34 protein-coding genes, 2 tRNA genes and 4 pseudogenes are annotated in these 22,482 nt (G+C 62.1%); 36 read left to right on the forward strand and 4 right to left on the reverse strand.

Annotated features, from left to right (window positions below; all coding sequences use genetic code 11):
• From M9890_10460 to rpsO, 4 genes are all read right to left on the reverse strand, one after another.
• On the reverse strand, positions 1–189 hold a 189-nt coding region (locus tag M9890_10460), incomplete at its 3' end, for a hypothetical protein (GenBank protein MCO5177377.1).
• Positions 190–193: 4 nt separating this feature from the next.
• A complete protein-coding gene (locus M9890_10465; protein MCO5177378.1) occupies positions 194–610 on the reverse strand; it encodes an ABC transporter substrate-binding protein in 417 nt (138 codons plus the stop codon).
• 259 nt (positions 611–869) lie between these two features.
• On the reverse strand, positions 870–3,185 hold the full coding sequence (locus M9890_10470; protein MCO5177379.1) for a polyribonucleotide nucleotidyltransferase: 2,316 nt from the start codon (positions 3,183–3,185) through the stop codon (positions 870–872).
• A 331-nt stretch (positions 3,186–3,516) separates the two neighbouring features.
• Positions 3,517–3,786 (reverse strand): 30S ribosomal protein S15, encoded by a 270-nt coding sequence (gene rpsO, locus M9890_10475; GenBank protein MCO5177380.1) that lies wholly within the window; start codon positions 3,784–3,786, stop codon positions 3,517–3,519.
• A 299-nt stretch (positions 3,787–4,085) separates the two neighbouring features.
• Here rpsO and M9890_10480 point away from each other — a divergent pair.
• From M9890_10480 to rplM, 36 genes and pseudogenes are all read left to right on the forward strand, one after another.
• A tRNA-Thr gene (locus M9890_10480) sits at positions 4,086–4,161 on the forward strand.
• Between the two features lies 1 nt (position 4,162).
• Positions 4,163–4,244: transfer RNA gene (locus M9890_10485), tRNA-Tyr, on the forward strand.
• Between the two features lie 101 nt (positions 4,245–4,345).
• Positions 4,346–5,545: an elongation factor Tu gene (tuf, locus tag M9890_10490; protein ID MCO5177381.1), complete on the forward strand. Its 1,200-nt coding sequence runs from the start codon at positions 4,346–4,348 to the stop codon at positions 5,543–5,545.
• 16 nt (positions 5,546–5,561) lie between these two features.
• A complete protein-coding gene (rpsJ, locus tag M9890_10495; protein ID MCO5177382.1) occupies positions 5,562–5,882 on the forward strand; it encodes a 30S ribosomal protein S10 in 321 nt (106 codons plus the stop codon).
• A gap of 134 nt (positions 5,883–6,016) precedes the next feature.
• Positions 6,017–6,658 (forward strand): 50S ribosomal protein L3, encoded by a 642-nt coding sequence (rplC, locus tag M9890_10500; GenBank protein ID MCO5177383.1) that lies wholly within the window; start codon positions 6,017–6,019, stop codon positions 6,656–6,658.
• Between the two features lie 26 nt (positions 6,659–6,684).
• Positions 6,685–7,320, forward strand: a complete 636-nt coding sequence (gene rplD / locus M9890_10505; GenBank protein MCO5177384.1) for a 50S ribosomal protein L4 — start codon at positions 6,685–6,687, stop codon at positions 7,318–7,320.
• 15 nt (positions 7,321–7,335) lie between these two features.
• The gene (rplW, locus tag M9890_10510; GenBank protein MCO5177385.1) at positions 7,336–7,635 is read left to right on the forward strand and encodes a 50S ribosomal protein L23; all 300 of its coding nucleotides are present in this window, start codon (positions 7,336–7,338) and stop codon (positions 7,633–7,635) included.
• 27 nt (positions 7,636–7,662) lie between these two features.
• Positions 7,663–8,493, forward strand: coding sequence for a 50S ribosomal protein L2 (gene rplB / locus M9890_10515; GenBank protein ID MCO5177386.1), 831 nt, complete (start codon positions 7,663–7,665; stop codon positions 8,491–8,493).
• A gap of 33 nt (positions 8,494–8,526) precedes the next feature.
• Positions 8,527–8,811, forward strand: coding sequence for a 30S ribosomal protein S19 (gene rpsS, locus M9890_10520; GenBank protein ID MCO5177387.1), 285 nt, complete (start codon positions 8,527–8,529; stop codon positions 8,809–8,811).
• Positions 8,812–8,839: 28 nt separating this feature from the next.
• Complete coding sequence (rplV, locus tag M9890_10525) at positions 8,840–9,199, forward strand: 50S ribosomal protein L22 (protein ID MCO5177388.1); 360 nt, start codon at positions 8,840–8,842, stop codon at positions 9,197–9,199.
• Positions 9,189–9,866, forward strand: a complete 678-nt coding sequence (gene rpsC / locus M9890_10530) for a 30S ribosomal protein S3 (GenBank protein MCO5177389.1) — start codon at positions 9,189–9,191, stop codon at positions 9,864–9,866. The genes rplV and rpsC overlap by 11 nt, the downstream gene beginning before the upstream one ends.
• 33 nt (positions 9,867–9,899) lie before the next feature.
• Positions 9,900–10,355 (forward strand): 50S ribosomal protein L16, encoded by a 456-nt coding sequence (gene rplP / locus M9890_10535; protein MCO5177390.1) that lies wholly within the window; start codon positions 9,900–9,902, stop codon positions 10,353–10,355.
• Positions 10,356–10,358: 3 nt separating this feature from the next.
• Positions 10,359–10,595: a 50S ribosomal protein L29 gene (rpmC, locus tag M9890_10540; protein MCO5177391.1), complete on the forward strand. Its 237-nt coding sequence runs from the start codon at positions 10,359–10,361 to the stop codon at positions 10,593–10,595.
• A 96-nt stretch (positions 10,596–10,691) separates the two neighbouring features.
• On the forward strand, positions 10,692–10,940 hold the full coding sequence (gene rpsQ / locus M9890_10545) for a 30S ribosomal protein S17 (GenBank protein ID MCO5177392.1): 249 nt from the start codon (positions 10,692–10,694) through the stop codon (positions 10,938–10,940).
• 14 nt (positions 10,941–10,954) lie between these two features.
• Positions 10,955–11,323, forward strand: a complete 369-nt coding sequence (gene rplN / locus M9890_10550) for a 50S ribosomal protein L14 (GenBank protein ID MCO5177393.1) — start codon at positions 10,955–10,957, stop codon at positions 11,321–11,323.
• A 28-nt stretch (positions 11,324–11,351) separates the two neighbouring features.
• Positions 11,352–11,422: pseudogene (locus tag M9890_10555) on the forward strand (50S ribosomal protein L24).
• Between the two features lie 56 nt (positions 11,423–11,478).
• Positions 11,479–11,682 (forward strand): 50S ribosomal protein L24, encoded by a 204-nt coding sequence (gene rplX, locus M9890_10560; protein MCO5177394.1) that lies wholly within the window; start codon positions 11,479–11,481, stop codon positions 11,680–11,682.
• 33 nt (positions 11,683–11,715) lie between these two features.
• Positions 11,716–12,261, forward strand: coding sequence for a 50S ribosomal protein L5 (gene rplE / locus M9890_10565; protein MCO5177395.1), 546 nt, complete (start codon positions 11,716–11,718; stop codon positions 12,259–12,261).
• Positions 12,262–12,291: 30 nt separating this feature from the next.
• Positions 12,292–12,477: a type Z 30S ribosomal protein S14 gene (locus M9890_10570; protein ID MCO5177396.1), complete on the forward strand. Its 186-nt coding sequence runs from the start codon at positions 12,292–12,294 to the stop codon at positions 12,475–12,477.
• A gap of 72 nt (positions 12,478–12,549) precedes the next feature.
• Positions 12,550–12,951 carry a 30S ribosomal protein S8 gene (rpsH, locus tag M9890_10575; protein MCO5177397.1) on the forward strand — a complete coding sequence of 134 codons (402 nt, stop codon included), beginning with the start codon at positions 12,550–12,552 and terminating at the stop codon, positions 12,949–12,951.
• Positions 12,952–12,972: 21 nt separating this feature from the next.
• Positions 12,973–13,488 (forward strand): annotated as a pseudogene (gene rplF, locus M9890_10580) (50S ribosomal protein L6).
• Between the two features lie 113 nt (positions 13,489–13,601).
• Positions 13,602–13,976 carry a 50S ribosomal protein L18 gene (gene rplR / locus M9890_10585; GenBank protein ID MCO5177398.1) on the forward strand — a complete coding sequence of 125 codons (375 nt, stop codon included), beginning with the start codon at positions 13,602–13,604 and terminating at the stop codon, positions 13,974–13,976.
• A 50-nt stretch (positions 13,977–14,026) separates the two neighbouring features.
• Positions 14,027–14,569 (forward strand): 30S ribosomal protein S5, encoded by a 543-nt coding sequence (gene rpsE, locus M9890_10590; protein ID MCO5177399.1) that lies wholly within the window; start codon positions 14,027–14,029, stop codon positions 14,567–14,569.
• 14 nt (positions 14,570–14,583) lie between these two features.
• Positions 14,584–14,793: a 50S ribosomal protein L30 gene (gene rpmD, locus M9890_10595; GenBank protein MCO5177400.1), complete on the forward strand. Its 210-nt coding sequence runs from the start codon at positions 14,584–14,586 to the stop codon at positions 14,791–14,793.
• 40 nt (positions 14,794–14,833) lie between these two features.
• Positions 14,834–15,157 (forward strand): annotated as a pseudogene (gene rplO, locus M9890_10600) (50S ribosomal protein L15).
• A 410-nt stretch (positions 15,158–15,567) separates the two neighbouring features.
• Positions 15,568–16,519, forward strand: a pseudogene (locus tag M9890_10605) (preprotein translocase subunit SecY).
• A 131-nt stretch (positions 16,520–16,650) separates the two neighbouring features.
• Entirely contained in the window at positions 16,651–17,340 is a 690-nt protein-coding gene (locus M9890_10610) for a nucleoside monophosphate kinase (protein ID MCO5177401.1), read from the forward strand.
• Positions 17,341–17,353: 13 nt separating this feature from the next.
• A complete protein-coding gene (gene map / locus M9890_10615) occupies positions 17,354–18,118 on the forward strand; it encodes a type I methionyl aminopeptidase (GenBank protein ID MCO5177402.1) in 765 nt (254 codons plus the stop codon).
• A gap of 16 nt (positions 18,119–18,134) precedes the next feature.
• Positions 18,135–18,398: a translation initiation factor IF-1 gene (gene infA / locus M9890_10620; GenBank protein MCO5177403.1), complete on the forward strand. Its 264-nt coding sequence runs from the start codon at positions 18,135–18,137 to the stop codon at positions 18,396–18,398.
• 63 nt (positions 18,399–18,461) lie between these two features.
• On the forward strand, positions 18,462–18,575 hold the full coding sequence (rpmJ, locus tag M9890_10625) for a 50S ribosomal protein L36 (GenBank protein MCO5177404.1): 114 nt from the start codon (positions 18,462–18,464) through the stop codon (positions 18,573–18,575).
• A gap of 17 nt (positions 18,576–18,592) precedes the next feature.
• A complete protein-coding gene (rpsM, locus tag M9890_10630; protein ID MCO5177405.1) occupies positions 18,593–18,967 on the forward strand; it encodes a 30S ribosomal protein S13 in 375 nt (124 codons plus the stop codon).
• A gap of 125 nt (positions 18,968–19,092) precedes the next feature.
• Positions 19,093–19,506, forward strand: coding sequence for a 30S ribosomal protein S11 (gene rpsK / locus M9890_10635; protein ID MCO5177406.1), 414 nt, complete (start codon positions 19,093–19,095; stop codon positions 19,504–19,506).
• Between the two features lie 405 nt (positions 19,507–19,911).
• Positions 19,912–20,928, forward strand: coding sequence for a DNA-directed RNA polymerase subunit alpha (locus M9890_10640; GenBank protein ID MCO5177407.1), 1,017 nt, complete (start codon positions 19,912–19,914; stop codon positions 20,926–20,928).
• Entirely contained in the window at positions 20,925–21,275 is a 351-nt protein-coding gene (gene rplQ, locus M9890_10645; protein ID MCO5177408.1) for a 50S ribosomal protein L17, read from the forward strand. Before M9890_10640 ends, rplQ begins: the two co-directional genes overlap by 4 nt.
• Before the next feature lie 23 nt (positions 21,276–21,298).
• Complete coding sequence (gene truA / locus M9890_10650; GenBank protein MCO5177409.1) at positions 21,299–22,120, forward strand: tRNA pseudouridine(38-40) synthase TruA; 822 nt, start codon at positions 21,299–21,301, stop codon at positions 22,118–22,120.
• Positions 22,120–22,482 (forward strand): 50S ribosomal protein L13 (gene rplM / locus M9890_10655; GenBank protein ID MCO5177410.1); only part of this gene is annotated, 363 nt, incomplete at its 3' end. The genes truA and rplM, both read left to right, overlap by 1 nt.

The following is a 22,482-nucleotide window of genomic DNA, read 5'->3' on the forward strand; positions in this document are numbered from 1 at the left end:
CGACGATGGTGTGCTGAGGCCCAGGTCGCTGAAGAACATTACGCGGGTGTCATTCGGCGTACAGAAGTTCAGCGTGCTCAGGTCGGATTCATTGACGTGGGTCAGGAACATTGTTGAGATCCCCTGAATCTCCGGATGTTTCGCTACAGCGTTTGCGATCGTCTTCTCGCGGTCGGCGATCAGCTGCATGCCCTCATCGTGGCGACCGAGTGCAGCGCTGCTGAGCTCGATCGATACGCGCCACGGAGTACCCCGGGCGACCAGGATAGGCCACGACCGGAGCGATCTTGCTCAACTGCTCGCAGTCATCGCTGCTGATGCCGGAGTAGGGGGCGAGGATCACATCTGGCTTGGTGTTGGCTACAGCCTCAAAGTCGATGCCGACCGTCTCATCAAACAGAACCGGAGTCTCTGCGCCGAGTTCCTTCAGCTTCTCCTCGGTCCACGGTAGGACGCCGTCGCCGTCGTCATCGCCGAAGTTCGCGGCAGCGAACCCGATCGGGACAATGTCCAGCGCGAGCAGGACTTCCTCGTTGGTCCACTGCACCGTTGCCACACGCTCCTGCTTCGCATTGATTGTGGTGCTGCCGAACGCGTGCTCGATCGTCACAGGGAAAGCGCCGCCGCCGCTCAAGGAAATGGCTGGGTTGGCCGCCGATTGCGATGATGCTTCGTCAGCGCATTGGCGTTGAGCGGTGTGTCATGGGTTGGTGACCGCGGTTGGCTCGGGACTGTGCACGTTCAGGTCTGAGCGATACCTGGAGTACTCATACGCGACCAGGAGAAAAGCGCCCGCCCGGCGCGGTCGGAAGCCAACTTCCGTCCTGCACAAGGCGGGCGCTTTGTTGTCTACTCGGGGATTTCCCCGATTAGTCGCGCGGCTTCAGGTGGCTCGGGCGGCGCGAGTCGCGCGGTCGGCCATCATCAGCATGCTCCTGGCGGGGAGCTGGACGATCGCCGTCTGGGCGCGGGCCGTCGTTGCGCGGACCTTCGCGGCGTGGGCCGTCGCGACGCGGGCCACCAGGGCGCGGACCGCTGTTGCGCGGGGCGCGTGGCGGCGGCATCTCGCCGGTGATCACAGCGCGGCGCGATGCGTCGATCTTGCCGTCCGGTCGAACCTCGGTCACAACGACGTCGATCTTGTCACCGACGGCCACCACATCCTCGGCGCGCTCGACGCGCTCGGCAGCGAGCTGTGAGATGTGGACGAATGCGTCGCGACCCGGAGCGATTTCGACGAACACACCGGCTGGGATGATCGTCTTGATCGGGCCGCTCAGCCGCTCGCCAACCTGTGGCTCGTAGGTGAGCTTGCGGATCTGGGCGACTGCTTCGTCGGTGGCTTCCTGCCCGACGCCGGACACGTAGACAGTACCGTCATCCTCGATGTCGATCTTGGTGCCGGTCGACTCCTGGATGCCGCGGATGATCTTGCCGCCCGGGCCGATCACCGCGCCGATCTGGTCGGTCTTGATCTTCACCGAGACGATGCTCGGTGCGAACTCGGACCGCTGCGTGCGCGGCTCGGAGATCGCTTCGGCCATCTTGCCGAGGATGAACAGACGGCCTTCGCGGGCCTGTGCAAGTGCCTCGCTCATGATCTGCGGCGTAATGCCTTTGACCTTGATGTCCATCTGGATCGCGGTGATGCCCTCTTCGGTGCCCGCGACCTTGAAGTCCATGTCACCCAGCGCGTCCTCGACGCCCTGAATGTCGGTCAGGATGCGGTAGCGGCCCTCGTCGTCGGTGACAAGGCCCATCGCCACGCCTGCTACCGGCGCTGAGATCGGCACACCGGCGTCCATGAGCGCCATCGTCGAGCCGCAGACGCTCGCCATCGAGGACGAACCGTTCGAGCTCATGACCTCGGAGACGAGTCGTAGGACGTACGGGAACTCTGTTTCCTCCGGCAAGACCGGCAGCAGAGCGCGCTCTGCCAGTGCACCGTGGCCGATGTCACGGCGGGACGGTCCGCGCATCCGGCGGACCTCACCAACGCTATACGGCGGGAAGTTACTAGTGGTGCATGTAGCGCTTCCCGATGTCTCCAAGGCCGAGGCCGTCGAGCATCTGATCTTCATGGTCGACCCGAGCGTGGCAACGGTGACAACCTGTGTCTGGCCACGCGTGAAGATCGCCGAGCCGTGCGCGCGCGGCAGGTAGCCGGTCTCGCACCAGATCGGTCGAATCTCCGACGGATTGCGTCCGTCCGGGCGGTCGCCGCGATCGAGGATCGCCTTGCGAACCGTGGCCTTGGTCAGCGCGTCGAAAGCATTGCTGTAGGTCTTGGTTGCGGTGGCGACATCTTCGCCGGCGGCCCGCGCCTGATCGACGAAGTGCTGGATTGTCTCACGACGAAGCGTCGACGTTGCGTTCTGGCGGGCTTCCTTGTCGGCGTGGAACAGCGCGCCGTCGAGTCGATCGCCAACATACGTGCGGATCGATTCGACGATGTCTTCATTCTTCGGCGCGACCTTCGCCTCGCGCTTGGTCTTGCCGACGCGCTCCTGCAGCCGCAGTTGCGCCGCGACGATGCGACGAATCTCGTCGTGCGCCATCGCGATGGCGTCCACGAGCAGCTGCTCGGGAACCTCGCGAGCCTCGCCCTCGACCATCATGATCGCGTCATCCGTGCCCGCGACGACCATGTCGAGCTCGTTCTTGTCGTGGTCTGACTCAAGCGGGTTCACCACGATCTGGCCGTCGATGTAGCCGATGCGAACGGCACCGACCGGACCCATGAACGGGACACTGGAGATCATCAGCGCGGCAGACGCGCCATTGATCGAGAGGATGTCCGGATCGTTGACCTGGTCGGCCGAGAGGACAGTCGAGATGATCTGAACCTCGTTGCGGTAGCCGCTCGGGAAGAGCGGGCGCAGCGGTCGGTCCGTCAGGCGAGCTGACAGGATGGCGTGCTCGGTCGGTCGGCCCTCACGCTTGATGAAGCCGCCCGGGATCTTGCCAGCGGCGTACATGCGTTCTTCGTAATCAACGGTCAGCGGGAAGAAGTCCATGCCTTCGCGTGGCTCTTCCTCGCCCTCGGCGGTCGAGAGTACGACAGTATCGCCGTAGCGCACAGTCACCGCGCCGTCGGCCAGTCCGGCGATCCTGCCGGTTTCAAACACAAGCTCACGCCCGGCGATTTCCAGGCGCTCTTCAATAATGTTGGGACGATTGTCCATATGGGTTGTAGTCCTATCCCTCTTGCGAGCGTGCTTCATTGCATGCTCGATACGTTGTCGACGAAGCCGTGCTCCGTCGCTTGTGCCGCGGTGAGGGTTAGGAACTGGAGCTTGAAGGCGCAGCCCGTCTCCATGCTTCAGTACCTAACGCTCACCCTCACGGCGTCAGATGTTTGCGTGCTCAGTCTGAGTCACGCGTGTCGATTCTCAGCCCTCCTTTCAAATCACAGGCTTGCGACAGCACGCAAACAGCCCAGGGTCAGACGACCCTGGGCTGAATATCGCACAATGCTGGCCGCGATTGATGTTGAAGACGCGATCGATTGCAAGCTTAGCGTCGCAGTCCCAACCTGGCGATCAGCGTCCGGTAGCGGTCGCTATCATTCTTGTTGAGATAGGCGAGCAGTCGGCGGCGACGCCCGACAAGCTTGAGCAGACCACGACGCGAGTGATGATCGTGCGGGTGCTCGCGCAGATGCTCGATCAATCCATTGATGCGCTCGGTCAGGAGTGCAATCTGGACTTCGGGCGATCCGGTGTCAGTGTCGTGAGTTCGATACGCCTCAACGATGTCGTCACGCTGAGTCTTCTGCAATGTCATCCGCGAGCGGCCTCCCTGAACCATCGATCATCATCAAGCCGCGTCAATGCGGCATACGTCTTCAACATACAACCATATCAGAAACTGGTTGTTCCCACAATCCGCAGGCGCGATATTTCGCCAGGCTCGTGGCGATTGAGCAACGCTCTATTATAATAGATTGGAACAGGTTGCGGTCGCGGTTTCTCAGTCGACGAACTGGTGTCCGTCTGAGGATGCTTGCCGCCAAAATGGCACGTTTTCCGCGTTGACATGGCCTAAGTCGCTCGATACACTTCCCATTCGGTGCTCGAGCGCACGCCGACGTAGCTCAATTGGCAGAGCAGCTGTTTTGTAAACAGCAGGTTGCGGGTTCGAGTCCCACCGTCGGCTCCAGGGGGAGATACCCAAGCGGCCAAAGGGGGCTGGCTGTAAACCAGCTGCGTAATGCTTCGGGGGTTCGAATCCCTCTCTCCCCACCGGCCCGTCTTTAGAGCGTTAAAGATGGGCCGTTTGCTTGTGTATTGCGTTGTCGTTGGGCATTGTGCCGTCGCGCCGAACGCAGGAGGAAACGAAACCAGTGGCGAAGCAGAGATTTGAGCGGACGAAGCCGCATGTCAACGTGGGGACGATTGGTCACGTTGACCATGGCAAGACAACGTTGACGGCAGCGATCACCAAGACGCTGGCGATCAAGGGCGAGGCAGCCTATCGATCGTTTGACTCGATCGACAATGCGCCGGAAGAGCGCGAGCGTGGCATCACGATCGCCATCTCGCACGTTGAGTACGAGACCGATGCGCGCCATTATGCGCACGTCGACTGCCCGGGCCACGCCGACTACGTCAAGAACATGATCACCGGTGCCGCGCAGATGGACGGGGCGATCCTCGTCGTGAGCGCGCCGGACGGCCCGATGCCGCAGACGCGAGAGCACATCCTGCTGGCGCGGCAGGTGGAAGTTCCGGCGATGGTCGTGTTCCTCAACAAAGTCGACATGATGGACGACGAGGAGCTGCTGGAGCTGGTCGAGCTGGAAGTGCGGGAGCTGCTCTCGCAGTACAACTTCCCGGGCGACGAGATCCCCATCATCCGTGGCAGCGCTCTGGCGGCGCTGGAGTCGACGTCGAACGACGTCACCGCCCCGGAGTACCAGCCGATCCTGGAGCTGATGCAGGCGGTGGATGACTACATCCCGACGCCGGCCCGCGCAGTGGACCAGCCGTTCCTGATGCCGGTTGAGGACGTGTTCGGCATCAAGGGCCGTGGCACGGTCGTGACTGGCCGTGTTGAGCGTGGGATCGTCAAGACCGGAGAGACGGTCGAGATCGTCGGGATCCACGACACCCGCGCGGTGGTGGTGACCGGCGTCGAGATGTTCCAGAAGACGCTGGACCAGGGCGAGGCGGGCGACAACGTTGGCTGCCTGCTGCGCGGTATTGAGCGGGGCGAGATCGAGCGAGGTCAGGTGCTGGCCAAGCCGGGATCGATCAAGCCGCACACGAAGTTCGCGGCTGAGGTGTACGTGCTGTCGAAGGAAGAGGGTGGCCGACACACACCGTTCTTCCCGGGCTATCGTCCGCAGTTCTACATCCGGACGACGGACGTGACCGGCGCGATCCAGCTGCCGGAGGGTGTTGAGATGGTGATGCCGGGCGACAACATCCAGATGGATGTGGAGCTGATCCAGCCGGTGGCCATCGAAGAGGGACTGCGCTTCGCTATTCGCGAAGGCGGACGAACTGTTGGCGCTGGTGTCGTCACCAAGATCGCACAATAGGAGACATTGAGTAAGCATGGCGACACGACGTCCAACGCAAAAGATCCGGATCCGGCTTAAGGCCTACGATCACAAGATCCTCGATCAGTCGGCCGGCAACATTGTCGAGACGGCTGAGAGCACCGGTGCCAAGGTGGCAGGCCCTGTGCCGCTGCCGACCCGCATCGAACGCTTCACGGTCATGCGGTCGCCGTTCGTCGACAAGGATTCACAGGAGCACTTCGAGATCCGGACGCACAAGCGCCTGATCGATGTGCTTGAGCCGAGCCACGCAACCATTCGGGCGCTGATGCGCCTGAATCTGCCGGCCGGTGTGGATATCGAGATCAAGCTGTAAATGGCATTGGCGGGAGGGATCGCCTCCCGCCGATACCCGTGACGAGTGTCACGGCAGTACGAGAGTCACGCTCTGATCGCTGCGGCGGGTTGATCGAATCTGACGCAGCATCCTGGGGCAACAGGAGAGAGCCAATGATCCACGGATTACTCGGGAAGAAGCTGGGCATGACCCAGATCTTCGATGAAAGCGGCCGGGTTGTGCCGGTAACCGTCCTCAGGGTGGGACCTTGCGTCGTCACGCAGATTCGCACCAATGATCGCGACGGTTACGAAGCAGTCCAGCTCGGGTTTGACGAGTCGAAGCGGCTGAACAGCCCGCAGCGGGGACACCTGCGTGCGGCCGGCTCAAGCTCGCGCTATCTGCGTGAGATGAAGGCCGACGACACGTCGCCGTACTCCGTTGGCCAGGTTATTGACGCGGCAGCAGTCTTTGAGGCCGGTGGTCGTGTTGACGTGACCGGCGTCTCCAAGGGCAAGGGCTTCCAGGGCGTCATGAAGCGCCACGGCTTCCGTGGTGGCCCGAAGACGCACGGTCAGTCCGACCGCTCGCGTGCACCTGGCTCGATCGGTTCCAGCGCCACGCCGGGCCGCGTCTTCAAGAACTTGAAGATGGCTGGTCAGATGGGTAACGAGCGCAAGACGATCCAGAACCTGGAAGTCGTCCAGGTCAACCCGGAAGAAAATCTCGTCCTCGTGCGCGGCTCGGTGCCGGGCCACAACGATGGCCTGTTGATCGTTCGCACCAGCGTCAAGTCGCGGCAGGCGAAGCGCTAGCCGGACGAATACGGAGGAAACGAACGATGCAGGTCAAGGTATTCGATACGTCCGCCAGCGAAGCGGGCACCATGGAGCTCAAGGACTCGGTCTTCGGCATTGAGCCGAATGTGCCGGTCATGCACCAGGCGCACCTGAGGCAGCTCGCCAACGCGCGCGCGGGTACACACAGCACGCTGCGACGCGGCGAGGTGCGCGGCGGTGGCCGCAAGCCGTGGCGTCAGAAGGGCACCGGTCGGGCACGACAGGGTTCGATTCGCTCGCCGCAGTGGCGCGGTGGTGGCGTTGTCTTCGGCCCGAAGCCACGCTCCTATCGGCAGTCGATGCCGAAGAAGATGCGCCGCCTGGCCATTCGGTCGGTGCTGTCGGTGAAGGCGCGTGACGAGGAGCTGCTGGTCATCTCAGGTCTGACCGGGCTTGAGCCAAAGACGAAGGCGATGATCAAGCTGCTGGCGGCGCTTCCGGCATCGCAGCGCTCGACGCTTATCGTCATCGGCCCGGGTGAAGATCAGAACGTGATCTATCGCTCGGCGGGCAACATCGAAAACGTCAAGATCATCCGGGCGGGCTACGTGAATGTGCACGACGTTCTGACGCACGCGCGTCTCCTGCTCACAACCGAGGCCGTGGACACGATCCACGACCTGTGGGCACTGGAATAGGAGAGACGCATGCCGTTGCATCAGGCAGACGTACTGGTACGTCCGATGATCACCGAGAAGAACACCCGGATCAGTGAGCTTGGCCAGTACACTTTCGAGGTCGCTCGCGACGCCAACAAGATCCAGATCAAGCAGGCAGTCGAGGCGATCTTCAATGTCAAGGTCAAGGCAGTCAACATCATCGTGATGAAGCCGAAGAAGCGCAAGGTGATGCGCCAGCGCAATCAGCGTGTGTTCGGCTATGAGTCAAGCTTTAAGAAGGCGATCGTCTCGCTCGAACCTGGGCACTCGATCGACGTCTTCGGCGATCTTTAGCGAGCGCAGGGAGAGGGAGCGAACCAGATGGCGATTCGCCGCTATAAGCCAACATCGCCCGGCCGCCGCGGGATGTCCGCATCCGATAAGTCGGACATCACGTCATGGAAGCCGGAGAAGAGCCTGATCGAGATTCTGCCCAAGCACTCGGGCCGCAACGCCCAGGGACGAATCACGACGCGCCACCAGGGTGGCCGCAACAAGCGCTACTACCGGAAGATCGATTTCAAGCGCAACAAGTTCGGGATTCCGGCCAAGGTTGCGACCATCGAGTTCGATCCGAACCGGTCGGCGCGCATCGCGCTGCTGCACTATGTCGATGGCGAGAAGCGCTACATTCTCGCGCCGCTCGGCCTCAAGGTCGGCGATACGGTGGTGTCGGGCGAGGGTTCGCCGATCCGCGTGGGCAACGCGCTGCGAATGCGCGACATCCCGCTCGGTACGCAGATCCACAACATCGAGCTGCAACCGGGGCGCGGTGGTCAGCTCGTGCGTTCGGCCGGCACATCGGCGCAGCTGATGGCCAAGGTCGAGAATTACGCACACGTTCGCATGCCCTCAGGCGAAGTTCGCATGATCCACCTGGAGTGCATGGCGACGCTCGGGCAGGTCGGCAATGTCGACCACGAGAACATCCAGATTGGCAAGGCCGGTCGCAACCGCTACCTCGGCAAGCGTCCGACGGTTCGCGGATCGGTGATGAACCCGAACGACCACCCGCACGGTGGTGGTGAGGGTCGCGCCCCGATCGGCGGACAGCCGAAGACACCGTGGGGCAAGCCGGCGCAGGGGTACCGCACGCGGACTAACAAGCGCACTACGAAGATGATCGTTCGTCGCCGCAACGTTGGCCGCTAAACGCCGGTCGCGCTAGGGAGGTAGCAAAAACTCGTGGGACGTTCGTCGAAGAAGGGGCCGTACATCGACCCCAAGCTGCTTGGCAAAGTGGAACAGCTCAATAGCTCCAGCGAACGCCGGGTGATCCGAACCTGGTCGCGGGACTCAACAATCTTCCCGCAGATGGTCGGTCACACGATCGCTGTCCACGACGGGCGTCGGCATGTGCCGGTGTTCGTATCGGAAAACATGGTCGGTCATAAGCTCGGTGAATTCGCGCCAACGCGCACATTCCGCGGGCATGGCAGGGACGCGGACAAGTCGTCGCGCCGCCGTTAGGCGAAGACGGCAGGAAGGGGCAACGACAATGGTAGAAGTCACCGCTCGTGCCACGCGCGTCCGCGTTTCGCCGCGCAAGGCGCGTCTGGTTGTTGATATGGTTCGCGGTCGCGATGTTGGAGAGGCGCTCGGTCTGCTGCAGTTCACACCGAACAAGGCAGCGCTGGATGTCTCCCGCGTCATCAAGTCCGCGCGAGCGTCGGCCGAGAACAATCACGATATTGATCCGGAAGACCTGTACGTCAAGGCGATCTTCGCTGACGACGGACCGACGTACAAGCGGTTCAAGCCGCGTGCACGCGGTCGGGTAAACGAGATCCTGAAGCGCACGTGTCATGTGACCGTTGTGCTTGCTGAAAAGGAGAAAGGAGGCTCCCGTGGGGCGTAAAGTCAATCCAATCGGGTTTCGGCTCGGTGGTGTTCATGAATGGGAGTCCAAGTGGTACGCCGAGCGGAATTACACCGAGCAGCTTCACGAGGACCTCTACATCCGGCGGCTGATTAACGAGCAGCTGACGCGAGCCGGCATCTCACGCGTTGAGATCGAGCGCGCGGCGAATCGCATCGAAGTCTCGGTGCACACGTCGAAGCCAGGCATCGTCATCGGCAAGCAGGGCTCGAACGTCGAGAAGCTGCGCCAGCTCCTGGAACAGAAGGTGGGCAAGAAGGTCCATCTGAAGATCGAGGAGATCAAGGTTCCTGAGCTCGATGCTCGCCTGGTCGCTGAGTCGATCGCCGAGCAGCTCGCTCGCCGCGTGTCGTACCGCCGAGCGATGAAGCACGCCGTTGGCCAGGCCATGCGCCGCGGTGCCAAGGGCATCAAGATCCGCCTCGGTGGCCGCCTCGGTGGCGCGGAAATGTCCCGCACCGTCACTGAGATGGACGGTCGGGTGCCGCTGCACACGCTGCGCGCCAAGATCGACTACGGCGTTGTTCATGCGCCGACAACTTATGGACAGATCGGTGTCAAGGTCTGGATCTACACCGGCGACGTCATTCCCGAGCGACGTCCGCAGCCGCAGGTCGAGGCCGAGAGCGCTACGGTCGCCGACTAGCGACGCGGAAGAGCAGAGGGAGGGAGCGCACAGATGTTGATGCCGAGACGTACCAAGCACCGCAAGGTGTTTCGGGGCCGAAGGGCCGGCACCGCGCAGCGCGGTAACTACGTTGCATTTGGTGATTTCGGTCTGCAGTCGCTTGACGCGGCCTGGATCGATAGCCGCCAGATTGAGTCCGCCCGTCGCGCGATCACCAATTACGTTCGCCGTGGTGGCAAGGTCTGGATTCGGATTTTCCCGGACAAGCCGGTGACGCAGAAGCCGGCTGAAACCCGCATGGGCTCCGGTAAGGGCAACCCGGAGTACTGGGTAGCCGTCGTCCGCCCTGGTCGAATCATGTTTGAGCTGTCGGGTGTCCGCGAAGACGTGGCCAAGGAAGCGCTGCGTCGTGCCGCACACAAGCTGCCGGTCCAGTGCCGCATCGTGGCTCGCGACCAGGTTGGTATCGCTGCGGCCGAAGAAGCCCACGCGGAAGCGGAGTCGTAGGGGATGAAGGCTGCAGAGATCCGGTCTTTGACCGATCAGCAGATCGTCGGAATGATTGACGATCTGAAAGAGGAGTGGCGCAAGCTGCGCTTTGACGACGCGGTCGGCCGGATGACCAACACGGCCCGGATCCGCCAGATCAAGCGCGACATCGCCAGGCTCAAGACGATTCAGACCGAGCGCCGGATGGCGGCAGAGATCGCTGCTGTTCTGGAAGCCGGGCAGGGGGCGAGCCGATAGCGGCGCGCCCAGCGGAGGGACACGACCAGAATGGCAGAGAATTCGAGCACCGCGTCCGGTGCCACCGCTGAGCAACCAGCGGTGAAGCGACAGCGGATGACCAAGGTCGGCCGCGTCGTCAGCGACAAGATGGACAAGACCATCGTCGTCGCCGTCGACTACTCGCGCCGCCACCCGCTCTATGGCAAGCGGATGAAGCGCACCAGCAAGTTCAAGGCACACGATGAGGCCAACGAGTGCCGCATCGGAGATGTCGTTCGGATTGAGGAATCCCGCCCCTTGTCGAAGGACAAGCGCTGGACTCTTCGCGAGATCGTCGAGCGCGCCGACACCGGCGCCCGCTAGCTGGGAGAGCAGGCATGATTCAGGCACAAACCCGCCTGAAGGTGGCGGACAATTCCGGCGCGCGGGAGATCATGTGCATTCGCGTGCTCGGCGGGTCACGAAAGCGCTACGCGTCGGTCGGTGACATCATCATTGGCTCAGTCAAGTCCGCTCAGCCGGGCGCGGCGGTCAAGAAGGGTGATGTCATCCGGGCAGTTGTCGTGCGCACCAAGCAGGAATACGGGCGGCCAGACGGGTCGCATATCCGCTTCGATGACAACGCGGCTGTGCTGATTAACCCACAGGGGAATCCGCGCGGCACCCGCATCTTCGGTCCCGTCGCGCGCGAGCTCCGCGAGAAGCAGTTCATGCGCATCGTCTCGCTGGCGCCGGAAACGCTGTAGAGCGATAGAGCACGAGCGAGAGGAAACCATGGCTGAGAAGATCGTGGGCGGCGACGAGGTCGTCGTCATCAGTGGCAAGAACAAGGGCGAACGCGGTCGCGTGCGGCAGAACATGCCGCGCAAGGACAAGGTCGTCCTCGAAGGGAATCAACATCGTGCGCAAGCACATCGCGCAGGGTCGCGCTCGACAGGCTGGAATCGTCGAGGTCGAGGCTCCGTTGCCGGTGTCGAAGATTATGCTTGTCTGCCCATCATGCGGCGAGCCGACGCGCGTCGGGTTCCGTATTGAAGAGTCGGGCAACAAGGTTCGCTTCTGCAAGAAGTGCGATGCGGTCGTCCCAAATCCGACCAGCCGGTAGTGGGAACCGTAAACGAATTGGTGAGGGAGTAACGTGGCTGCACGGTTGAAGGAGCAGTACCTCGAAGAGGTTCGGCCCAGGTTGCGCGAAGAGTTCAACTATCGCAACGACCTGGAAGCGCCGAAGGTCGAGAAGATCGTCATCAACATCGGCGTCGGCGAAGCAATCGCCAACAACCGTGCGCTCGATGCTGCCGTCAGCGATCTAACTATCATTACCGGCCAGAAGCCGGTCGTTACGCGGGCGAAGAAGTCGATCGCCGCCTTCCGCCTCCGCGCGGGCATGCCGATTGGCACGATGGTCACGCTGCGCGGCGACCGGATGTACGAGTTTTTGGACCGCCTGTTGAACATCGCACTGCCGCGTGTTCGCGACTTCCGCGGCATCTCGCCGAAGTCGTTCGATGGTCGCGGCAACTACACGCTCGGGCTTCAGGAACAGCTGATTTTCCCGGAGATTGAGTACGACAAGATCGACAAGCTTCGCGGCCTTGAGGTCGCGATCGTCACGACGGCCAAGACCGACGAAGAAGGCCGACGCCTGCTTACGTTGCTCGGCATGCCGTTCCGTGAATCCTGATCTGGGCAAGCTGGAAGGATAGAGCCCGAGATGGCGAAAAAGTCACAGATGGTCCGCGCGAGCCGGCCTGCCAAGTACGCGGTACGACATCACAACCGCTGCAAGCTGTGCGGGCGACCGCGCGCATATATTCGGAAGTTTGGTGTGTGCCGCATCTGCTTCCGCGAACTGGCGTCGCAGGGCAAGCTCCCTGGCGTCACGAAGTCGAGCTGGTAGCTCGATCGGCACAGATGGTCCAAACCGTTGGGGCGTGGACCACGCATTGAGAAGGTACGGGAGACCGCAGGAATGAGTGTCGTCAACGATCCGATCTCCGATATGCTCACCCGCATTCGCAACGCGGGGCAGGCGAGACGGACCGAGACGTCGATGCCGTCGACGAAGGTCCTGGTTGAGCTTGCAAAAATCCTTCACGCCGAGGGCTACGTTCGTGGCTGGACGGTCGAAGAAGGTACGCCATACAACACGCTGACCGTGCATCTGAAATATGGCCCGGATCGGCGACATTCGATCCGCCAGATCAAGCGGATCTCAAAGCCGGGGCTGCGTGTCTACGCTCGCAAGACTGAGATCCCGCAAGTGCGCAACGGTCTTGGTATCGCCATCGTCAGCACGCCGCAGGGCATGATGACCGGCTACGAAGCCCGTCGCCGCGGCATCGGTGGCGAAGTCGTCTGCACCGTCTACTAGCGCCGGAAAGGAGAAGCTCTGATGTCACGTATTGGATTGCAGCCAATCGAGATTCCGTCCGGCGTTGATCTCACCATCGAGCCAGGCCTCGTGAAGGTCAAGGGCCCGAAGGGAGCATTGCAGCAGCGCGTTAGCCCGAACATGCTGATCGATCGCGAGGAGGGCGTTATCCGCGTGAGCCGTCCGAACGACGAGCGCGTCAATCGCCAGCTCCATGGGCTCACTCGTACGCTGATCGCCAACATGGTCCAGGGTGTCACCCAGGGCTATCGCAAGGATCTCGAAATCCAGGGTGTCGGCTATCGCGCCGCGCTGGATGGCAAGACCCTGGTGCTGAACCTCGGCTACTCACACCCGGTTCGGGTTGAGCCGCCGGATGGCATCCAGTTCATTGTCGACACGCCGACTCGCCTGGCGGTGGCCGGAATCGACAAGCAGCTCGTTGGCGAGGAAGCGGCGAAGATCCGCCGCGTGCGTCCGCCGGAACCCTACAAGGGCAAGGGTGTGCGCTACCTCGGGGAGCAGGTGCGTCGCAGGCTGGTAAGGCCGGCAAGGTCGGCAAGTAGGAGTGAGCGCCGCCGCAGGCGGCGAGACGGCACCGGTGATCGGGATAGAATCCGGTTCCCCGAGGTGCCAGAGAGCAGGAAACGATGCGGTATCACTACAAGTCGCAGCTGGATCCCCGTCGGCGGCGGCATCTGCGGGTTCGAGCCAAAGTCTCGGGCACTGGGGAGCGGCCACGGTTGAACGTCTATCGAAGCTCGGCGCACATCTACGCTCAGGTCATTGATGACGTTGCGCGCGTGACGCTCGTGGCGGCGTCGGACACTGAGGCAGATTTCGCTTCGTCCCTCGAGGGCGATACGACCAAGACCGATAAGGCCAAGATCGTCGGCAAGCTGATCGGCGAGCGGGCCAAGGAGGCCGGGATCAATACGGTCGTGTTCGACCGTGGCGGCTATAAGTACCACGGTCGCGTGAAGGCGCTCGCCGATGGCGCGCGCGAAGCCGGCCTCGAGTTCTAGTCGATGCGAGCGGCTTGCGCCGCCGGGATAGGGACAGTCAGGACAGGTACATGGATCGACGACGAGGGGGCCAGTCGCGCGGCGACGAGGCCGGAGAATTTCAGGAGCGCGTCGTTCAGATCAACCGCGTTTCCAAGGTGGTGAAGGGCGGCCGCAGGTTCGCCTTCAGCAGCGTGGTCGTGGTTGGTGATGGCAAGGGGCGCGTTGGTGTCGGCATGGGCAAAGCCGGCGAGGTTCCGGAATCGATTCGCAAGGGCGTTGAGGCGGCCAAGCGCAACATGATTACGGTCCCTCTGGATGGCACTTCCATTCCACATGACGTTGAGGTCAAGTTCGGCGCGTCGCGGGTGCTCCTGCGTCCGGCGTCGCCTGGCACCGGCGTCATCGCCGGCGGCGGTGTGCGCTCGGTTGTTGAGGCAGCCGGCATCCAGGATGTGCTGAGCAAGTCACTCGGATCGAACAATCCGGTGAACGTTGTACAGGCCACGATCAAGGCGCTCTCGGAACTGGAAGCTGTCGAGCGCGTTGCCGGTCGGCGTGGCAAGTCCGCTGAGGCACTGCGTCCGCGCCTGAAGGAGGCTGTGGAAGCATGACGGCTGACAAGACAATGCGGCTTCACTACAAGAAGAGCTCGATTGGCTATCCGAAGGATCAGCGCGATACGATTCGAGCGTTGGGCTTCACCAAGCTGAACCAGACTGTCGAGCGACCAGACACACCGTCGGTGCGCGGAATGGTCAACAAGGTTCGGCACCTCGTTCTCATTGAGGGCGAAGGCGTGATTAACGGTTCCGACATTCACCGGAATACGCAATAACATCGGTCGCGTAAGCACCGCGATCTGAGGGACGGAAACGATGCACATCGACGATCTGCGACCCGCACCGGGCGCAACCAAGGCAAAGAAGCGTGTCGGACGCGGCCACGGCTCTGGCAGCGGTAAGACATCTGGTCGCGGCCAGAAGGGCCAGGGATCGCGGTCGGGCGGCAACGTGCGTCCCGGTTTCGAAGGTGGCCAGAACCCGATTTATCTGCGCATGCCGTACAAGCGCGGGTTCACAAACATCTTCCGCACCGACTACGAGATCCTCAATATCGGCGCGCTCGTCGAGCTTGGCCTCGAGGGGACGATCACGCCGGAGGCGCTCGAAGAGCGTGGCGTCATCGACGCTTCCAAGAAGCTGCTCACATTCTTGGCAATGGCGAAGTCGACGCTCCATTGCAATATCCGCGCCCAGCGTTCTCCGCCTCGGCCAGCGAGAAGACTGGAGGGGCCGCCGGCGGGACGGCGGAGGTTATCGAGTAATGCTTGAGGCGGCTTTCAACGCATTCCGCATCTCGGATCTCCGCCGCAAGATTCTGTTCACCATCGGGATCCTGATCATCTTCCGGTTCATTGCGACGATCCCGGTTCCGGGCGTCGATCGCGCGGCGTTGTCGGACCTACTGGAGAACAATCAGCTGCTCGGCATGCTGAACCTGTTCTCGGGGTCCACGCCGAGCAACTTCTCGATCCTGGCGATGGGCGTGTATCCGTACATCACCGCCTCGATCATCCGCGCAGCTGCTGACACCACCGTGCTGCGGCTGAATGAGTTGTCTCAGGAAGGTCAGTGGCCGGAACCAGATCAACAAGTACACGCACTACATCACGGTCCCGATCGCGTTCCTGCAGGCGTATGGCCAGTGCGTGCTGATGCAGCGTTCCGGCGTGCTGTCGGACTTCGGTCTGTTCAGCAGCGACACGTGGTTCAACTCGCTGGCGATTCTTCTGACGCTGGTAGCCGGTACCACGCTGCTGGTCTGGCTCTTCGGTGCTGATTACCGAGAACGGTATCGGAAACGGTGTGTCGATCATCACTTTCGGCGGCATCGTCGCGTCGTTGCCAGGCACCGTCGGTAATCTGATCTACGGTGGAACAACGACGCAGAACATCACTGGAACGCTGGCGTTCGTGTTCATCGGCCTGGTAACCATCATCGGTATCGTGCTGATCAATGAGGGCCAGCGGCGTATTCCAGTCCACCATGCCAAGCGCGTGCGACGTGGCCGGATGTACGGCGGCGGCTCGACCTTCATTCCGCTGAAGGTCAACTCAGCCGGTATGATCCCGCTGATCTTCGCCGTTTCGATCATGGTGTTCCCGGGCACGATTGCAAACTTCATGACTGGCTCAGAGCGACCGTGGGTGCGTAATCTGGCTCAGGACATGACCAGGTTCTTCGACGCGAACACGTTGCAGTACCAGATCGTCTACTTCTTCATGGTCGTAGCGTTCACGTACTTCTATACGATGGTCGTGTTCCAGCAACAGAACATCTCGGAGAATCTGCAGCGCCAGGGAGCGTTCATCCCGGGCATTCGTCCTGGCGCGAACACGAACCGATACCTGACCGGCGTTGTGACCAGAATTACGCTGGTGGGCGCGCTCGCGCTCGGTATCGTCGCGATCCTGCCGTATATCGCCGCCAAGGTGACGGGCGTGCAGACGCTGTTCCTCGGCGCGACCTTCACTATTGTCGTCGGTGCTGCCATCGATTAATCATGCGGCAGCTCGAAGCCCAGTTGATGATGCGCAACTACGAAGGCTTCATTCGCTAACGCATTCGATGATGTACGCCGGGGAGGGGTGATGTCCTCCCGGCGTATTGTCTTGTCTCAGGGGATGGGGAGATGTCGACCACACCAATGCGCCACGTTGTGTTCATCGGCCCACAGGGGGCCGGCAAGGGCACGCAGGCCGCGCGGATTGCACCGCGATTCAATCTGCTGCACCTCGCGACTGGCGATTTGTTCCGCGCACTCATGTCGCAAGACAGCGACCTCGCAGCCGAAGTGCGGTCGTACTACGACCGCGGCGACCTGGTTCCCGACGCGCTGACAGCCCGCGTGCTGTTTGCGGCGCTGGACGGCCAGGCAGAGTCCGCCACCGTGAACGGCGCTCTTGTTGACGGTTTCCCGCGCAATGCCGCTCAGGCTGAGGTGCTGGACAATCAGATCGACGGACGCAACGAGTCGCTCGTCGCGGTCGTGCATATCGACGTCAAGCGCGATGTCCTGATGCGCAGACTGACGGGTCGACTGATCTGCAAGACGTGTGGTGCCACTTATCATCGCGAGTTCAACCCGCCGAAGGTCGAGGGGATCTGCGACCTGGATGGCGGCGAGCTCTATGTCCGCTCTGACGATACCGAGGAAGCGGTTGCTCGCCGACTCGATATCTATTTCGAGCAGACAGAGCCGCTTCTGGATCGCTGGCGTGAGCGCGGCCTCGTACTGGAGATCGACGGCGATCAGGCAATTGATGATGTGACCGAGGCGATCGCCGCTGCGCTGGCTCCAGCGTTCGCCGACGTGTCGTAGATTCGAAGAGACTGTGCCGATTTTGCTGAAGTCTGAAGCTGACATCGCAACGATGCGCGCCGCCGGCCGCGTCGTCGCAGATGTCCATGCCCGACTTCGCGAACTGATTCAGCCCGGCGTCACGACAGCGGCGCTCGACCAGGCCGCCGTTGACATCATCGCCGCGGCTGGCGGATCGGCCTCGTTTCTCGGTTACTACGGCTACCCGGCGAGCATCTGCGCCTCAATCAATGATGTCGTGGTTCATGGCATACCGGGCCCGGTCGAGTTGGAGGACGGCGACATCATCTCAATTGATGTCGGCGTCATGCTCGATGGATTCCATGCTGACGCCGCGTTCACGCAAGCAGTCGGGGAAATCGATGATGAGTCACGCCGCTTGATTGAGGTGACCGAGGCGGCGTTCTGGCGCGGCGTTGAAGCGCTTGTGCCCGGCGGTCGGCTCGGTGATATGGCGGCCGTCATTCAGAGCTTCGTTGAGGGCGAAGGATTCGGTGTTGTGCGCGACTTCGCCGGTCACGGCGTCGGGCGCACGATGCATGAGGATCCCTCCGTGCCGAACTGGGGCGAGGCAGGCAGCGGCTCCCGGGTTCGAAACGGCATGACACTAGCGATCGAGCCGATGGTCACAACGGGTTCGCCAGCGGTTCGCGAGCTGGACGACGGATGGACCGTCGTCACGGTGGATGGTGGGCGCGCGGCCCACTACGAGCATACGGTCGCGCTCAGCGGTGGCAAGCGATTGATATTGACGGCGCTGGACGAGGTCGTGATATAATGCCGTGTTGTTGCGCATGCTTTGCCATGCGCTATTTGCGCGTTCTACCTGCGTGAGTGGGGAAGCGCGTAGCGCGATTCAGGTTATGGGGCGGGTCGCGATTCCAATGCCCAACGCGTTGTTTCGCGTTGAGCTCGAAAACGGTCAGAGTGTTCTGGCCCACGTCGCAACAGATCTCAAGATGCGGTCTGTGAGGCTATTGCCGGGCGACAGGGTACGGGTTGAGCTCTCTCCGTTTGACCTGACCCGTGGGCGCATCATTGAGATTCGTCGCGACTGAACGCACGAGCATTGACGAGGACACCTGCTGCGGGACGCGGTAGGGCAGGGAGAGGGAAGCACGATGAAGGTATCAGCGTCGGTCAAGCCGCGCTGCGAGCGCTGCAAGGTGATTCGTCGGCGAGGCGTTGTTCGAGTGATCTGCACCAACCCACGTCACAAGCAGCGGCAGGGTTAGAGGGAGAACGCGTAGGTATGGCAAGAATCGCAGGCGTCGATATCCCCCGCGAGAAGTGCGTCGAGTTTGCGCTCCCGTACATCTTCGGCATCGGTCTCCCGACCAGCCGACAGATCCTGGAACGCACCGGCATTGATCCGACCACCCGCGTCCGTGACCTGACGGACGATGAAGTGACGCGCCTTCGCGACATCATCGAGAAGGAGATGCGCGTCGAAGGTGATCTGCGGCGCGAAGTCGCGATGAACATCAAGCGACTGATGGATATCGGCTGCTATCGCGGTATTCGCCATCGACGCGGCATGCCGCTCCGTGGACAGCGCACGCGCACCAACGCCCGCACCCGGCGTGGCCCGAAGCGCGGCGTCGGTCTCAAGCGTCGCGGTCGATAGTCACGCATCTGCTTCGACGGCGTCGGCTCGTTGAGCCACTGCCTCGGGGCCGAATGTGATCGCAGACCTGGCACATTGGCACACCAAGGTAACGAAGCATCGGGATACAGGGAGGTCTCAAGCGCATGGCGGATCGACGGCGGGGCGCAGCTCGTGGCAAGCAACAGCGTGTACGAAGGCGCGACCGGAAGAACATTCCTCGCGGTAAGGCGTTTATCTCGTCGACGTTCAACAACACCATCGTGACGTTGACAGACCCGGCTGGCAACGCGATTGCGTGGGCGAGCGCTGGCGCGTCGGGCTTCAAGGGCTCGCGCAAGAGCACACCCTACGCCGCGCAGGTAACCGCCGAGGGCGCTGCCCGCAAGGCCATGGAGCACGGTCTGCGGTCCATTGATGTATTCATCAAGGGACCGGGTGCTGGGCGTGAAATGGCGATTCGAGCGCTGGCCGCCAGCGGGCTGCAAGTGACGTCGATTTCCGACGTGACGCCGATTCCGCACAACGGTTGCCGTCCGCCGAAGCGGCGGCGCGTTTAGGACGACGTTGCCCGGGATTCCGATCTCTGGATCACGGCGACCCAGAGTCGGTGCGCGGTTTGCTTTGGTGGGGGTAAGACGGGGTCGATGGTGAACAGTGCAAGGTCGGCGTTGCGAATGCTATTTGCGCAAGTCGACCTGGCAATTGCTGGACCTGATGTGTCACACGGCATTCTGGCCCGCACATGTGCCATCGACCCAGGCGGAGAGTAGCGCTCAACCGTCAGCCACGCACCGTCGCCGCTGTGGCGATTCGCGTCCAGGACGGAATGCCGCCGAATAACGAGTCGCCGATCATTGAGTTTCGCGTCCGGTTGCGTTGGCGAATGATGACAGGCATGACTGGACAGGAACTGCACGCCGCCACCCCTGGTTGTGGTGGCCACTCGAAGGAGGCGGATTAGCTTGCTAGAGATCGCTCAGCCTACGGTCGATCTGACCGTTAGCGGTCATAATTACGGGCGATTCACGATTGAGCCGCTTGAGCCGGGCTATGGTATCACGCTCGGCAATGCGCTGCGTCGCATTTTGCTGCGCTCGTTGCCCGGGACTGCCATCGTTCGCGCGCGTATCTCCGAGGTCTGGCACGAATTCGCCACGATCGATGGAGTGCGCGAGGACGTCACCGAGATTGTTCTCAATCTCAAGCGTATCCGATTGCGCTCAGTGACACTGCACGACGAAACGCGCGCGCACCTGTACCACCACGGTAGGGGCGTCGTCACTGCCGGCGATATTGACTGGCCGTCGGATGTCGAGGTCGTGAATCCGGAGTTGGTCATCGCGACCGCCGACTCTGATGATGCAACCATCGAGATGGATCTCGTGGTTGCCATCGGACGCGGCTACAAGCAGGCCGAGCTTCAGGAGGCATTCGCGATTGGTGAGATCCCGATCGATGCTCTGTTCACGCCAATCGAGAAGGTGAACTACGTCGTCGAGCACACGCGTGTCGGCCAGATCACGGACTTCGATCGCCTGATTATCGAGATCCAGACCGATGGCACGATTGAGCCGAACGATGCGCTGACGCAGGCGGCGAGTATCCTTGTCGACCATGCGCAGATGATCGCGCGCTATCACAGCGACGACAACGAAGTTGGCGTTGTGGAGGACGAGAAGGACGAAGAGACAGACCAGCGCCCTCTCTCGGATCTGGGACTGTCCCCGCGTGTTTTGAACGCACTCCGCAGCCGCCAGGTCGAGAAGGTCGGCCAGGTGATGGCAATGGAGCGTGAGCAGCTGATGTCGATCCGCAACTTCGGGCCACGGTCGCTTGAAGAGCTGGTTGAGGCGCTCACCTCGCATGGGTACACAATTCCTGCGAATCTTCTGACCGGCGCGGCTGCCGGTGATGATGAGACTTCCGATGATTCCGACACTGGCGAAGGGTCGGATAGCAGTGAGGGGTGGGGTTCGTGAGACACCGAGTCATGGGCCGACACTTTGGTCGCGACAAGGAGCAGCGGACAGCACTCTTTCGGGGGCTGGCGATCTCGCTGATTCTGCACGAGCGCGTGACAACGACCGAAGCGAAGGCCAAGTCGGTTCGCCCGATTGTTGAGAAGCTGGTGACGATGTCTCGTGAAGATACCGAGCATCATCGCCGGCTGGTTATGGCGCGACTCGGCGACGAGAACGCCACGCGCAAGCTCTTTGAAGTCATTGGTCCGCGCTACGATGGCCAGCCGGGCGGGTACACGCGTATCCTGAAGGTTGGAATCCGCCGCGGTGACGCCGCTCCGATCTCGCTGATTGAGTTCGTGTAGCGGATCGGTTGTCGGTCGGGCAGGTGCGCCGCGCACGGATCACCCTGGGATACGACGGAACAGACTTCGTTGGCTCCCAGATTCAGCATCGCGGCCGCACTGTCCAGGCGGAGCTGGAGAAGGCGATACAACGCCTGGCTTCCGGTTCCGGACGGACGACATTTGCGGGACGAACTGATCGTGGCGTTCACGCTGTGGGTCAGGTCGTTTCGGTTGACGTAACCTGGTCCGAGAGCGATGCGCAGTTGCGACACGCTCTGAACGCGATACTCCCGCCGGACGTGGCGGTGCGCGATGTGGAGTGGACGAGCCCCACGTTCCACGCGCGGTACGACGCGAAGTGGCGCGAGTATCGATACCGGATCATCGTGGCGCCCACGCCGCCGGTGCTCGCACGCCGGTATGTCTGGTGGCGCCGGGCCGCGCTCGATGGAGCGCGTGCCGCCGAGGCGTGTCGGGTCTTGCTCGGATCGCACGCATTCGGTGCGTTTGCCGGTGCTGGTCGCAGCCGCACGAGCGATGCGACAGCGCTCACCCGGACGGTGCGTACGTGCCAGTGGCTGGTACAGGACGTTGCGGGTGGCACGCAGCACGAGTTGCGGATCGAAGCCGATGGCTTCCTGCCGCAAATGGTTCGGACGGTCGTCAGCTCGATCGTCGCCGTCGCCCAGGGTGGGCGAGATGTCGAGTGGCTACGCAATGTGTTGCACTCGAATGACCGGGCAATGGCCGGCGAGCCGGCCCCGCCAGAAGGACTTGTTCTCTGGCGCGTGCGATACGACGATAAACGCGACGACTCGGATGACGGGTGTCGTTCACACTGGGAGTACGGAATAGAGCCATGATGAGCAGGACGTACACGCCACGCGCATCGGAAATCGATCGTCGCTGGTATATCGTCGACGCCGAGGGCCTGACTCTCGGTCGTCTGGCGACGCAGATCGCCACCGTGCTGCGCGGCAAGCACAAGCCGACGTACACGCCGAACATGGATGTCGGCGATTACGTCATCGTCGTCAACGCCGAGAAGATCCACGTCACCGGTGGCAAGCGCGAGAAGAAGATGTATTATCGCCACTCCGGCTATCCGGGTGGCTTCCGCCAGACCGTGCTGAAGGACATGCTCGCGAAGCATCCGGAGCGGGTCATCGAGAAGGCAGTTAAGGGCATGGTGCCGCGCACCTCGCTCGGCGCGGAGCAACTGCGC

Source organism: Thermomicrobiales bacterium, assembly GCA_023954495.1.
GTDB lineage: Bacteria > Chloroflexota > Chloroflexia > Thermomicrobiales > CFX8 > JAMLIA01.